11 protein-coding genes are annotated in these 13,528 nt (G+C 73.7%); 1 reads left to right on the top strand and 10 read right to left on the bottom strand.

Annotated features, from left to right (window positions below; genetic code table 11):
* Positions 1–58: 58 nt before the first annotated feature.
* From AC3WRM_RS01885 to AC3WRM_RS01860, 6 genes are all read right to left on the bottom strand, one after another.
* Positions 59–1,999 (bottom strand): exopolysaccharide biosynthesis polyprenyl glycosylphosphotransferase, encoded by a 1,941-nt coding sequence (locus AC3WRM_RS01885; protein WP_492248933.1) that lies wholly within the window; start codon positions 1,997–1,999, stop codon positions 59–61.
* A complete protein-coding gene (locus AC3WRM_RS01880; protein ID WP_067859612.1) occupies positions 1,996–2,445 on the bottom strand; it encodes a glycosyltransferase family 28 protein in 450 nt (149 codons plus the stop codon). Before AC3WRM_RS01880 ends, AC3WRM_RS01885 begins: the two co-directional genes overlap by 4 nt.
* A gap of 1 nt (position 2,446) precedes the next feature.
* Positions 2,447–3,406 (bottom strand): glycosyltransferase family 2 protein, encoded by a 960-nt coding sequence (locus AC3WRM_RS01875; RefSeq protein WP_492248932.1) that lies wholly within the window; start codon positions 3,404–3,406, stop codon positions 2,447–2,449.
* Entirely contained in the window at positions 3,403–3,852 is a 450-nt protein-coding gene (locus AC3WRM_RS01870) for an FAD synthase family protein (protein ID WP_492248931.1), read from the bottom strand. Before AC3WRM_RS01870 ends, AC3WRM_RS01875 begins: the two co-directional genes overlap by 4 nt.
* A 117-nt stretch (positions 3,853–3,969) precedes the next feature.
* Complete coding sequence (locus AC3WRM_RS01865; RefSeq protein ID WP_492248930.1) at positions 3,970–4,890, bottom strand: glycoside hydrolase family 16 protein; 921 nt, start codon at positions 4,888–4,890, stop codon at positions 3,970–3,972.
* 17 nt (positions 4,891–4,907) lie between these two features.
* Positions 4,908–5,675, bottom strand: a complete 768-nt coding sequence (locus tag AC3WRM_RS01860; RefSeq protein ID WP_492248929.1) for an RNA polymerase sigma factor — start codon at positions 5,673–5,675, stop codon at positions 4,908–4,910.
* Between the two features lie 243 nt (positions 5,676–5,918).
* Between AC3WRM_RS01860 and AC3WRM_RS01855 the strand changes: the two genes are divergently transcribed.
* Positions 5,919–7,163 carry a Wzz/FepE/Etk N-terminal domain-containing protein gene (locus tag AC3WRM_RS01855; RefSeq protein ID WP_492248928.1) on the top strand — a complete coding sequence of 415 codons (1,245 nt, stop codon included), beginning with the start codon at positions 5,919–5,921 and terminating at the stop codon, positions 7,161–7,163.
* A 25-nt stretch (positions 7,164–7,188) separates the two neighbouring features.
* Here AC3WRM_RS01855 and AC3WRM_RS01850 read toward each other — a convergent pair whose 3' ends face one another.
* From AC3WRM_RS01850 to AC3WRM_RS01835, 4 genes are read right to left on the bottom strand one after another with little or no spacing between them, the layout of a single operon-like run.
* The gene (locus AC3WRM_RS01850; RefSeq protein ID WP_492248927.1) at positions 7,189–8,670 is read right to left on the bottom strand and encodes a lipopolysaccharide biosynthesis protein; all 1,482 of its coding nucleotides are present in this window, start codon (positions 8,668–8,670) and stop codon (positions 7,189–7,191) included.
* A complete protein-coding gene (locus AC3WRM_RS01845) occupies positions 8,663–9,982 on the bottom strand; it encodes an O-antigen ligase family protein (protein WP_492248926.1) in 1,320 nt (439 codons plus the stop codon). Before AC3WRM_RS01845 ends, AC3WRM_RS01850 begins: the two co-directional genes overlap by 8 nt.
* Positions 9,979–10,683, bottom strand: a complete 705-nt coding sequence (locus AC3WRM_RS01840) for a CDP-alcohol phosphatidyltransferase family protein (RefSeq protein ID WP_492248925.1) — start codon at positions 10,681–10,683, stop codon at positions 9,979–9,981. Before AC3WRM_RS01840 ends, AC3WRM_RS01845 begins: the two co-directional genes overlap by 4 nt.
* Positions 10,684–10,693: 10 nt before the next feature.
* Positions 10,694–13,519 carry a fibrinogen-like YCDxxxxGGGW domain-containing protein gene (locus AC3WRM_RS01835; RefSeq protein ID WP_492248924.1) on the bottom strand — a complete coding sequence of 942 codons (2,826 nt, stop codon included), beginning with the start codon at positions 13,517–13,519 and terminating at the stop codon, positions 10,694–10,696.
* Between the last annotated feature and the right edge of the window lie 9 nt (positions 13,520–13,528).

Raw genomic sequence — 13,528 nt, 5'->3', positions numbered from 1 at the left:
TCGGTCTCGTCACGTCAGGAAACGTCACAGTAACAGTGGGTGACACCGAGTGGCGGGTTCAGAGAGCGCCGTCACGTACCAGCACGGCACGCACGGTCCGCAGCAGAATCCGGGCGTCGAGGCGCAGGCTCCAGGTGTTGACGTACTGCAGGTCCAGCCGGATCGACTCCTCCCAGCTGAGCTGCGAGCGGCCGCTGACCTGCCACAGCCCGGTGAGACCGGGGCGCACGTGCAGCCGACGCCAGACCCACTGGCTGTACTGCGCCGTCTCGCGCGGCAGGGCGGGCCGCGGGCCGACCAGCGACATGTGGCCGAGCAGCACGTTGACGAGCTGCGGGAGCTCGTCGAGCGACGTGCGACGCAGGACGCGTCCGACGGGCGTGACCCGGGGATCGTCGTCGAGCTTGAACAGCGGACCCGCGCCCTCGTTGCGGACCACGAGCTCGTCGAGCCGCTCCTCGGCATCGGCGACCATGGTGCGGAACTTGAGCATCGTGAACGGCGTCCCGTCGCGTCCGGTGCGCTCCTGGCGGAAGACGACCGGGCCGGCCGAGGTGAGCCGCACCGCGAGCGCGATGGCGAGCATGAGCGGCGACAGGACCACGAGACCGACGAGTGCGGCCGTGCGGTCGACGACCGACTTCACCGCGACCGACACGAGGTGCTCGTTCGGCGGCCGCATGGTCAGCGCGAGCTGGTCGGCGACCATGCGGGGGCGCATGTACTCGACGTGGTCCTCCATGTCGGCGAGCACGAGGCACTCGACGTCGGCACGCTGCAGCGCCCAGGCCAGGTGGCGCAGCGCGGGCGTGGTGAGCGCGTGGTCGGACGCGATGACCACCGACCGGGCGCGCTGGCGGTAGACGGTCGCCATGACGTCGGGCACGATCCGCGACAGCGACCCGGCCGACCCGAGCGGGACCGACTCGGCGTCGCCGCGCCAGACGCACGAGGCGACGACGTCGACGTCGTGCCGCCCGGCCCACTGGTCGGTCAGCCGCCGGACCCGCCGCTCCTCGCCCACGAGGACGGTGGGGGTGCGACGCCTGAGGACACGGTGCGCGACGCCGTAGCCGACGAACACGAGCGCGGCGGCCAGCACCGCGAGCAGACCGCGGCGCAGGTCGGGCGTGCTCTGCACGCCGAGCAGCAGACCCGCCACGACGGCCGCGCCGACCACGCCGAGCAGGCGGACGACGGGGGTGAGCGAGCTGGCGCGGTCGGCCGCGGGCTGCGCGAGCCAGCTGTAGACGAGCCATCCCGCGACGCCGACCACGACGGCACGGCCGACGTCGCCGTCGAGCCCGAAGTGGACCGCGAGCACGAGGGCGGTCGCCAGGGTCAGGAGGTAGCCGATCATCCCCTGCCGGACGGCGTCGGTGACGACCCGGACCACGCTGCGCCGGCGACGCTGGGCCCGGGCGGCGAGGAACTCCTCGCCGGCGGGAGCCCGCGTGCTGCGCGGAACGCCCAGGCGCGTGCGCCCCTCGGCGTCGCGGCGCGCCTCGGGCAGGTCGCCGAGCAGCCGGGTGGCCTCGACGACGCCGGCGGTCGGCTCCATCTCCTCCGACCGGGTGCGCAGGGTGCCGGCGGCGACCTCGTCGAGCAGCCGGTGCAGCTGGTCGCGCGACTCCGCGACGTGCACGAGTCCCATCTCCGCCAGCCGGCGGCTGAGCACGACCTGGTGGTCGTCGACGACCTCGTCGTCCACAGGGACGCGCGGCACGACGATCGGGATGCGACCGGCGCGGCGGGCGTCCATGACCCCGCCGGCGCCACCCTGGAGCACGACGACGTCGGCCCGGCGGTAGTGCTCGAGCAGCTCGTCGGGTGCCATCATCGTGCGGTTGTCGGCGCCGTCGATCGGTCGGGTCGAGCCGTGCTGGAAGACCACGGCGGCCTCGCGCTCGTCCGCCCAGGGCTCCAGCCAGTCGACGAAGCGGTCGAACGGGTGGTGGTAGGTCCCGACGCTCGCGACGACGCTGAGCCGCTCGGTCACAGCACCAGGCCGACGGTCTGGGCGCGGGGCAGCTTCTCGGTGAGCTGGTCCCACTGCGTCAGGTACTCGTCGACGAACGGGTAGACCAGCCGGCCGGTCAGCGAGGGCTTGTCGATGCGGTCGATCGTCTCCAGGAAGATCGACCGGGCACCGACCCGGCGGGCCTGGCGCAGGAACGGCACGGCGACGGCGGCACCGGTGCTGAAGACCACGTCGGGGCGCCACTCGTCGATGACTCGACGGGCCAGCACCATGTTGCGGGCCAGGTTCGGCAGGTTGCGCTGCGTGGGCCACGCGCACTCGATCACGCGCTCGTCACGCAGCTTCAGCCGGGCGTCCTCGGTAGGACCGGTGACCCAGAGGCGCTCGTGCTCGCCCCACCAGGGCTCGAGGGCGAGAGCCTGGGCGAGGTGGCCGCCGGAGGAGCAGGCGATGAGGATGCGCATGTCAGATGCCCTTTCCGAAGCGTCGCGCGACGGTGACGACCGCGCCGGGGGTCAGCAGACGCAGACCGACGGCGAACGCCAACCAGGCGCGCAGGGTGGTGGGGCGCAGGGCGAGGGCCTGCCGGGCGTGCCGGCGGCCGGCCCGACGCTGGCCGGACGAGACCTCGCCGAACGCGATCTGCGACAGCATGCGCGCGTGCGCGGCGTCGTCGTCGGCGAACTGTGGGTGCTTGTGGAGGAGGTAGGTGAGCGCGGCGGCGTAGTCGGCCCAGCGCCCGAAGAAGTAGGACTGGCCCTGCCAGCGCACGCGGACGAGGGGCTCGTTGACGAGCCGGACGGGCGCGAGCCGCGAGGCCGTGAGGAGCACGTCGGTGTCCTCGGCGTAGCCCCGCGGCAGGTCCTCGTCGATCATGCCGATCTCGTCGACGAGGGCGTCGCGCCGGAACACGAAGCTGCTCGAGTGCAGGCCCCCGAACCGCTCGCGCACGAGCTCGGCGTGCGAGACGACGTCGGTGGGGACGAGCCGGTCGGTGAGGCGCTCGCCGTCGTCGACCTGCATCGCCGTGGCCACCAGCCGGGCCTCGGGGTGGTCGCGGAAGAGCGGCATCTGGGCGGCCAGCTTGCCGGGCAGCCAGGTGTCGTCGTCGTCCAGGAAGGCGACGAACGGGTGGCTCGCGGCCAGGATGCCGGTGTTGCGGGCTCCGGCGAGACCACGGACGCGGTCGTTGACCACGGCGCGCAGACTCTGGCCCGGCAGCAGCGCGACGTCGGGCAGCACCGGCTCGCAGGCGTCGAAGACCACGACGACCTCGACCGGACCGGCGTACTCCTGGGCCAGGACGCTGCGGACGGCCTCGGCCATGAGCGTCGGACGGTCGTGGGTGGGCACGACGGTGGTGACGGGCGGGGCGTACGGGCTCGTGGCGGCGTCGACCGTCCGGACCGCGGTCTGGACGCTCACGCGAGGCCCTCCAGCTCGGCACCGGTGAGGTGGGCGCGCAGCATCGTGCTCGACGTCTGCCGCGTGTACGGGTAGTAGACGACGTCGACGCCGATCTCGCCCATCGTGCGCTCGAGCCGGTAGCCCTTCGGCGTGCCCTGCCAGTCGTCGCCCTTGAAGATCACGTCGAAGGGACGCTGCTCCCACACCATGCGCTTGTCCTCGGAGCGGTCGATGACCACCTCGTCGACGATGCCGAGGGCGGAGATGATGTCGATGCGCTCGTCGCACGGGACGACGGGCTGCCGGCCCTTGAGGATCTCGACGTACTCGTCGCTCGCGACGCCGACCACCAGGTGGTGGCAGCGGTGCCGCGCACGGCGCAGCAGGTTGAGGTGGCCGACGTGGAACATGTCGAACACGCCGCTGGCGTATCCCACCCCGTAGGTCGTGCGCGTGATGCTCACTGGTTCTCCGATCCCCTGGACGTTCGTGCATGCCTGGAGAGCGGAGGAGGGCGGACACGTGACGCAGGACCACGCCGAATCGGGCGTGTCGGGCGTCACGAACGCGAAGTCAGGACTTCAGTCCCCCGAAGGTCGAGGCCGGAAGACCCTGACGTGGTCGATCTCGAAGGTCGCGGGCAGCCGCGTGGTGCTCGGACGGTCGCGGTCGAGACGACCCCAGTAGTCGCTGCCGACCTGCAGGTTGAGCCGGATGTCGACCGGGCCATCCAGGGCTCGGCGCAGGCGCGGCTCGCGGTCGAGGTCGACGAACCCGGTCGTGCGACCGTCGAGCGAGAACCGCAGGCAGCCGGGCGTCCAGTCGACGGCGTAGGTGTGGAACCCGTCGGCGAGCGGCTCCGCGGCCCGGCCCCACCCGCCCACCCGGCGGTACCCGGGTGGCGCGGTGGTGTCCTCGTGCACCGTCCACGCGTACTGCTCGGCCATCGCGGTCCGCTGCCGGGAGGTGGGGGTGCCCCACGCCTCGACGACGTCGATCTCGCCCGGGAGGTCGGAGGCCCGGAGCCAGAACGCCGGCCACAGCGCACGTGAGCGACCGGGCTCGACGGGCAGCCGGGCCCGCACCTCCCAGCGACCGTGCTGCTGGGCGAAGTGGCCGATGGTGTCGAGGTAGCCGGTGGTGACCGGTCGCTCGGGGTCACCGGCCTGGTCGGCACGTGCCGTGATGCGCAGCCGGCCGTCCCGCACCTCGACCGCGTCGGCCTGGATGCGTGCCTGGTCGAAGGACAGCGTGGTGTCGTCGCGGACCGTCCAGCGTTCGGGGTCGACGCGGGTGCCGGAGAACTCGTCGTGCCACACCAGCCGACCCTGCGCGGGGTCGGAGAAGTCGAGCCGGTCGACGTCTCCCGACCGGCAGGGCACCGCGTCGGTGCTCGGCGCGGCGGCCCGGCCGGCTCCCGGCAGGTCGACCAGCCGCACGGTCACGAGGAGACCCGCCACGACGGCGACCCCCACCCCGACGAGCAGGATCCTGCGACGCACCCGGTGGCCTGAGGGCGTCAGGCGCGGGCGCCGGCGACGGCCTGCTGCGGCGCGACGACGCGGGCGTTGACGTCCTCGAGCTCGAGGTAGCTGGCCATGCAGGAGGGGCAGGCCTCGAGGTGCACGTGGATGCGCTTCTGCTCGCGCATGCCGACGGTGCGCCGCACGAGCGAGGCGAGCCGGGGCCGCAGCTGACGGCACTCGTCGCTGGCCTCGACGCCGTCGGCGGCGACGTGCTGGGCGAGGTAGGCCTCGCGCAGCCCGGCCCGGGCGCGGTAGACGAGCGCGGAGACGCCGTTGGCCGTGAGGCCCAGCCGGTCGCTGATCTCGTGCGGCTTGAGCCCCTCCACGTCGAGGTACCAGAGCACGGTGCGCCAGCGCTCGGGCAGCGACGCGAACGCCGACCGCACGAGGTCGCGCTCGAACGTGTCGAGCTGCCCGTGACCGAACGGCACCGCGGTGTCGATCGTCGCGAGGTCGTCGGTCGGCTGGACGCGCTGACGCAGTCGCCCGCGTCGGGCGGCCTCGTGGCGGACCGAGGTCAGCACGTACGCGCGGAAGGCGCGCTCGGGTCCGAGACCACGGCGGAGCTGGCCGAGCACCTGGGCGAAGGCCTCGGAGACGGTGTCCTCGGCCTCGCTCGGTGCACCGAGGCGCCGGGCGAGGCGCAGGGCCACGGGCCGGTACCGACGGAACAGCTCGGCGTAGGCGTCGTCGTCGCCGTCCCGCGCGAGGGACAGCAGGTGCGCGTCGTCGAGCTCTACGCCGGACGCGCGCGCAGGCATGCGCGATTCATCGATGGACATCTGAACTTTCCCCTGGATCGTTCCCAGCCCTCCACCGTGGTGACGGTCTCCGGCCGAGACTGCCCGCGTTCGTGACACAGACAGTTGCAACTCGGCCATAGTAACCGGGTGAGACAGCGGGTCAATGGCCCAACTCACAGGCACGGACGCCGCCTCGCGGCGTCATGAACGAGGTCGTCGTCGCTCCCAGTGCATGACGTCCCGCACCCGAGGAGCTCCTGCATGCAGTCCGCACCACCCCAGCCCGCCCAGCTCAGCGAGCTCGCGGGCACCCTGCGCCGCCGCTGGCGCGTGCTCGCGCTGGGTGCCGTGGTCGGCCTCCTGCTCGGCGTGCTCGCCTGGGTGCTCCTGCCCGTCACGTACACGGCCACGACGTCGGTGCGGGTCGTGCCCGTCGACGTCGGCCCGTCGGGAGGGTCGAGCCCGACCCTCGACGTCGCGACCGACGCCCAGCTGGTGACGTCCGGCGACGTGCTGTCGGCCGCTGCGGACGACCTGGACACGTCGGCGGGCTCGCTCAAGAGCGGCGTGTCCGTGACGAACCCGCCCGACACCGCCGTGCTGAACATCGCCTACACGGCGTCCTCGCCGCGCGCTGCGGCCGCCGGGTCACGCGCGGTGGCCGAGGCGTTCCTCTCGGTGCGCGGCGAGGCCGCGGCGAAGACGGTGAAGGACCTGCAGGAGGCCACCTGGGACCGCATCGACATGCTCGAGGACTCGGCGGACCGCTATCCCAAGGACTCCCCCGCCCGTGAGTCGATCCTCACCGAGGCCAAGACGCTGGGCACCCGCGCCGCGGAGCTGGCCACGGTCGACACGTCGCCGGGCCGCGTGCTCGGCGCCCCCGCCACGCCGTCCGCGCCGTCGTCCCTGGGCGTGCTCCCCCTCGGCGTGGCGGGCCTGGCGCTCGGCCTCCTGGTGGCGGTCCCGGTGGCCCTGACCCGTCGGGACCGGGCGCCCGACCCGGGCGTCATCGCCAGCGCGCAGGACCTCGGCCCGGCCCAGGGCTCGGCGGTGCTCGACGGTACGGCCGACGCCAGCCCGCAGGACACCTGGGACGTCGCGGCGCTGATGCTCGACGTCCCGGCGACCGCCCCGGCCGACGGTCCCGTCACCCTCCTCGTCGACGGGTCCGTCGGCACCGAGTCGGGCGCGGGACTCGCCGAGGCGCTGCGACGCCGCGGCCTCCCGGTGCGGCACGTCGACGCGTCGGTCCTGCTCGAGAGCAAGATCGCGCGCGGCTGGCCCACGGACCGCAAGAAGGCGACCTGGGCGGGCGAGCTCGTGGTGATCGACTCCTCCGAGCTGGCCTCCGACGCTCTCGTCGCCACCCTCGGCACCCGCGTCGACCACGTGGTGCTGGCGCGGTCGGTCGACGACGACGCGGTCGCGGCCCGGCGGGTGCGCAGCCTGCTGGCCGTGCAGGGCGTCGACGTCGCGCTGACGGTCCTGCTCCCGCGGCGCTGAGCAGCGCCGGGCGCGGTCCGTCGGGTCAGACGGCTCGGAGCCGGGCCAGGGCGACGAGGCCGATCCGCTCGCGCGCCACGACGCCCACGACGACGTGGACGAGCGCGACCGCGGCGGTCGTGGCGACGGCCACCGTCCACGACGGGCCCCACAGCAGCAGCGCGAGCGCGCTCGGGGCGAGCACGAGGACGACGGGCAGGGCAGCGGCCCAGAGGATGGGGCGCCACGGAGGCCGCACGCCCATCAGGACCTGCACCTGGTAGCCCACCACGAGGGTGTCGACGACGATCGTCACCGCCCAGGCGACGGCAGCGCCCTCGATGCCCCACCGCGGGACGAGCAGCGCCAGCAGGACGACGTCGAGGACGAGCGCCCCGGTCTTGTCGGCGAGCTGCCAGCTGCTGCGCCCGGCCATCAGCAGCACGCTCTGGACGGCACCGGCGGCCGTGGCCACGGCCATCGCGGCCGCGAGGACGCGCAGCGAGGTCGCGCCGGAGGTGAAATCGGGGCCGAAGATCGAGAGCACGGGCTCGGCGAACACGGCGAGGACGGCGTAGAACGGCCAGGCCGCCCACACCATGGCGGCCGTGACGACGCCGTACAGACGTCCGACGAGCGCGGTGTCGCCGCGGGCCGACGCGCTGCTGATGGCCGGTCCGACGGCGATGCGGGCCGCCTGCTGCACGACCTCCCCGGCGCGGGCGCAGCGCGTGACGACGGCGTACACGCCGGCCTCGGCCGGCGACGCGAGCACGCCGACGACCACGACGTCGGCCCACTCGAGGACCACCTCGACGCACGCCGTCGCGCCGCGTGCCGCGCTGAAGCGCCAGAACCCCGGGTAGGCGCGGCGCGGCGGCCGCGTCCGCGACACGTGCCGCAGCGCGAGCGCCGTGGCGACGACGAGCACGAGCGGCACGGGCAGCAACCAGGCCGCGACCACCTCGCTGACCCCCCAGCCGGCCAGCACGGCCACCCCGACCGCGACGACGCGCCCGGCGGGCAGCAGGACGTTCTGCAGCAGCGGGTAGGTCAGCGTGTCGCCGGCGCCGCGCGAGACCCCGAGGGCGAGCGCGGTCAGCGAGGCCAGCACGGCGAGCGGGACGGCCGCGACGACCACCGCGGGGGCGAGACCGTCGGGGGCCGTCGCGAGCGCGAGCGGCACCCCCACCAGCACGACGACCACCCCGCCCACCAGGACGGGTCCGACGGCGGTGCGCAGCACCCAGCCGGTGTCCTCCGGCCGTCCGCGCGCCCGGGTGGCGGCGACGAAGCGGACGAGGCCGGTGTCGGCACCGAGCTCGGCCGTGTTGGCGACCACCACGAACACGGCGACCACGAGGAAGTACACGCCTGACCCCTCGACGCCGAGGTGGCGTCCGACGAGGGCGGCGAGCACGAGGTTCACGACGGCGCCCAGCGCGCCGCCCACCAGGTTGGCGACGGCTGCCGCCCCGAGCCCGGAGCGCGCCCCCGCCGTCGTCGGCCCGGCCACCGCCTCAGTCATCGGCGTCGAGACCGTAGCGACGGCGCAGGAGGACCGCCGCGACGAGGGCGATGGCGAGCAGCTGCACGATGTCGAGGCCGTAGACCACGATCGCGAGGCTCGAGACCACGAGCGTGGCGTGCAGGGCGACGTCGACGTCGTCGCGGCAGACGCGGGTGCGCCACGTGGAGCCCCAGAGGAACAGCAGGAAGAGGCCGAGGCCGACGAACCCGAAGCTGAACATCAGGGTCCACACGTACCCCTGCGTGCCGACCGAGAGCGCCTGCTCGGCCGACGGCCGGGGTGCCCCGTAGCCGAGCAGCGGCGAGCGCAGCGTCCGCTCGATCGTCTCCGCGTACAGCGTGAACCGGGCGCCGTTGGACTGGCCGTACTCCTGACGGACCTCGAACTGCGTGAGGAGCCCCTGCCACAGGAGCACCGCGCCGGCGAGGAGCCCGAGCACCGACAGCGCCAGGACGGGCGCCGCACGGTCGCGCAGGGCGTAGCGGACGAGCACGTAGGCACCGGCGAGCGCGAGGGCCGCGAACATGCCACGGTTCGACGTCGCCATGGCGGGCACGACCATCACCCCCGCGCCCACGAGGATCGTGGCGCGCAGCAGCAGCGAGCGGGTGGAGAGGAAGCAGGCCAGCGCGACCGGCGTGAGGACGAGGATCGCGACCCCCCAGCTGTTCGCATACGGGAAGGGAGCCGACGGGCGCACGAACGTCTCGGGCGAGCCCCACGGGTGCTGCACCTCGGCGAACGGCGGGAAGAACAGGTCGCGGACGTAGGAGTTCTCGGCGATGGACCCGGGGAGCAGCATCCCCACCGGCGTCGTGAGGCGCGTCTCGGGCAGCAGCATCCCGAGCAGTCCGCCGACGATGACGAAGAACCACAGGAACGTCAGGCCGTGGACGACCCGCCCCCGGGTGAGCCGGGTGCGCGCCGCGACGGCGTAGACGAAGGCGACCGCGACGAAGGCCATGATCGCCAGGCGGAACGCGAAGCCGAGCAGCCGCGGGCCGGTGTCGATCATGACCGACGAGGCGAGCATCCAGAGGCAGAGCCCGACGATCGCTCCCACGCCCGGCACCCAGATGGCGCACCGGCGGGTCAGCAGGAAGCCGAGCATGACCATGGTCAGGGCGACGGCGCCGGGCACCACGGTGACGCCGAGCAGCCACATGAGGGGGAATCCCCAGAGCATGGTGAGCAGCGGCCACGCGGGGAGCGGGTCGGGCGGCAGCCGCGGCACGGGGACGGCGTCGGGCCTGCCGCTCGGTGCCGTGCTGTCCGACCCGGGGGCGGGCGGGGCCGTCGCGCTGCTCACAGCGTCCGCAGCGCGCGCAGGCGCCGCTGCAGGGTCATGACCAGCAGCACGAGGTTGGCGGCAGCCAGCAGGCCGTAGCCGAGCAGGAACAGCGGGGTGGCCGGCCACAGCAGGAAGACCAGGTTCTGCACGCCCACGTCGGCGGGGAGCTGCACCACCGAGGACCAGCGTCCCGCGGCGGAGGCGCGCGCACCGCGGTCGGGTACGAGCTGCTCGGCGAGGATCTGCGCGAAGAACCGCAGCGACGCGACGAACGCGTAGCCGAGCGGGAGCAGCGCCCAGGCGGGGTCGAGGTCGGTGTGTCGCAGGAGCGCCACGGCCACCACGAGGTGCAGGGAGAGGGTCCGGGCGGCGTCGACGGTGTGGTCGAGCCACTCCCCTGCTCGCGACCCGCCCCCGCGGAGCCGGGCGAGCTGGCCGTCGGCGGCGTCGAACGCGAAGGCGGCCTGCAGGAGCAGCACGACGACCACGGCCGCCAGGAGCGTCGGCGGGACGACGACCAGCAGCACGAGGGCGGCCACCACGAGACCCGCGCTGACGGCGGTCACCTGATCCGGCGTGGCACCGACGCGGTGCGCGAGCGCCGCGACCCCGCGGCCGAGCCTGCGGTTGACCACCCGCATGTAGAAGGGCACACCGGCACCGTCCTTCTGGGCCGCGGCGAGGCGGTCCCAGGAGGTGCGGACGTCGAGGGCGGTCACGGGGCGGGCCTCAGCGCGACGCCACGACGGACGCGTCGAGGCTCGCGTTCGGCGTGGACCGGTAGTTGGAGTGGACCTCGGCGGTCACGACGTTCGTCCCGTCGCGCAGCACCGAGGACGGCAGGTCGACGCGCACCGGCGAGGACGTCGCCGCCGCGGTGCTGGGCGCCGACCTCGCGTAGGTGGTCGACGCGACGGTGCCACCGGGCAGGTTGACCCGTGCCACCTCGACGCCGTTCACACGCACCAGCACGCCGTCGTCGGCACGGGTGGTCAGCACGTAGCGGGTGAACGCGTCCACCTCGGCCAGGTCGAAGCTGGTCCGGTAGTACGCCGTGATCGCTCGACGGGTGCCGCTGGGGACGTCGACGTCCGTCGCGATCGAGCTGCCGCCCCAGCCGAGCGGCGCGGGCCCGCGGTGCCAGCCGGAGGCGTCGAAGCCGTCGCTCGTCCAGGCCGGGTCGACGGCGTTCGCGTCGTCGAACCAGAAGGACCAGGTGGAGCCGGCGCGCAGCACGGTGCTGCTCGCCGTCGGGCGCACGACCGACGTCGAGGCGGACCAGTTGCCCTGGCCGTCGCTCGCGCGCACGAAGAACCGGTCGTCGACGTCCGACCCGGGCACCTGCACCGAGGTCGAGGAGGTCACGGCGACCACCCGGTCGTCGCGCAGCACCTCGTAGCGCACCCCGGCGGAGGACGAGGGCGACCACGAGACCGTCGCCGTCGACCCGTCCAGGGAGGCCGCCGCGGCCGAGGGCGCTCCGGGCGCGGTCGACGGGCGCTGGGCGAACCGCGCGAAGCCGCCGGAGAACTGGTTGGAGCCGCCCTCACGCACGCTCGTCTGGAGCGACCCGCCAGCCCAGAGAGTGCCGTCGGAGGCCACCTCGACGGCCCAGACGCCGTAGCCGCCGCGCGACTTCCACTGCGGGGCGAACGTGCTCACGAACGCACCCGAGGCCGCGTCCCACGCCCCGAGCAGCGAGATCTTCCCCGCCTGCCGCCACGGGACAGGGTTCTGGCCGACGCCCCAGGTGTCCCAGCTCGACGTGCCCTCGAAGACCCAGTCGCCGCAGTGGCACCCGCCGTAGACCACCCGTCCGTTGCTGCCGATCGCCTGCAGGTCGCCGCCCGACTTCGTGATGTTGGTGTCCTGCAGCGCCAGCGTGGAGCGGTCGTAGGAGAACATGCTGTGCTGCGACCCGCCCAGCCACACCTTCGAGGCCACCTGCTTCACGGCCTGCTGGTACGTCGCACCGGAGGTGCTGAACGTCGGGTTCCACGCGGGGTCCGCGACCGGCGCGCCGGCCGCGGTGCTGATCGCGACCCCGTTCTTGACCGCCGTCGACCCGGAGGCCGTCATGTAGCCGGCGAGGTAGACGCGGCTGCCGTCGTCGTCGACGTCGAGCGACGCGACCGCTCCGTTGAGGTTGGGGTTCCACTGCCCGTCGCCGTCGCCGGTCGAGAGCGTGACGCGTCCGGCGTTGCGGGCGAACCAGGACGACGTGCCCTTGACGAGGTGGGTGAAGCTGCCGCCGACGTAGAGCCGCCCGTCGGACACGTCGAGGCTGCGGACGCTGACCTTGCCGGAGCTGCCGCGGTTCTCGACGACGGTGCTCCACGACGAGGACAGCGCGCCGGAGGTGTCGAGCACGGCGAGGCCGGTGCGGCCCTGGCCGTTGACGGTGGTGAAGTCGCCGCCGACGGCGAGCCGACCGTCCGGGAGCGCCTTCAACGACCGCACCTGGTTGTCGAAGGTCGGCCGGAAGGAGGAGATCCACGCGCCGGTCGAGACGTCGAAGGCCGCGAGGTAGGACTGCGCCGCGCTCTGGGACCCGTCCTGGTTGCGGACCGTGGTGAAGTTGCCGCCCACGTACATGACGTCGCCGATCTGGGCGAAGGCCTGCACCTCCGTGGCCAGCTCGCCGGTGCCCGCGGCGCCGGTGCCGGTGACGCCCCACGGCTGGGCCAGGGAGCCGCCCCGCGCGACGGGCAGCGCCGTGACGGCTGCCGTCCCGCTGTCGGGCACCGCCGCGAACGACAGGTCAGCCTGGCGCAGCCTGGGCCGCAGGTAGACCTGCGTGAAGGGCGTGGCGTTGCCCGTGCTCTTGGAGTACAGGTAGCTCGACGCGTCGGTGGTCCCCTGGACGGCGGAGTTGTAGTTGAAGCCGCGGACCCAGCCGTTCCCGCTGTACTCGTTCGTCCAGACGCGACGGTAGTTCTGCGAGCCGCCGTCGTTCGTGCCGAAGTCGAGCGTGGTCTGGCCAGAGAACCGGGCGCCGTCGAAGGAGGAGCCGGTCAGCGGGTGGCCGGCGCCGAACGCCCAGGACCACGAGGCGAGCGAGCGGAGGGAGAAGCGGACCTCCTGCCACGAGGTGCCCTGCGCGTCCTTGGCGCGTCGCAGGCGGACGCCGTCGGGCAGCGCGTCGACCGCTCCGCCGCCCAGGAGGGCGTCGATGGTGGGCGACGACAGCCGGCGCGGCCTGAAGGCCGCCTGGCCGGTCACCGGCGAGGCGACCTGCGCCGTGGTGCCCTGGGCGTCGCCGTCCCAGCTCCACCCGTCACGCCCCCGGCCCACCAGCACCCAGCCACCACCGTCGGTCGTCATGTCGCAGTAGAACTGCGTCGGCGTCCGCAGCTGAGGCGTCAGCAACCAGTACACCCCGTCCGGAGACGACGGAGCCACCTGCTTGACCTCCCAGCACGACGCCGCCGCCGACCCCGCACTCGACCCGTCCGGCACCACCTCCACCGCACTCGCCACCGACGGCACCCCCACCAGGCTCGCGACGACGGTGGCGGAGACGACCAGGGTCGTCAGGGAGGTCTTGAGGTGCACGACTGTCCT

The organism is Aeromicrobium sp. EU05-FHT14F07 (assembly GCF_058790455.1).
The sequence above is the reverse complement of the archived record's forward strand: the minus strand, read 5'-3'. Positions and strand labels throughout refer to the sequence as shown.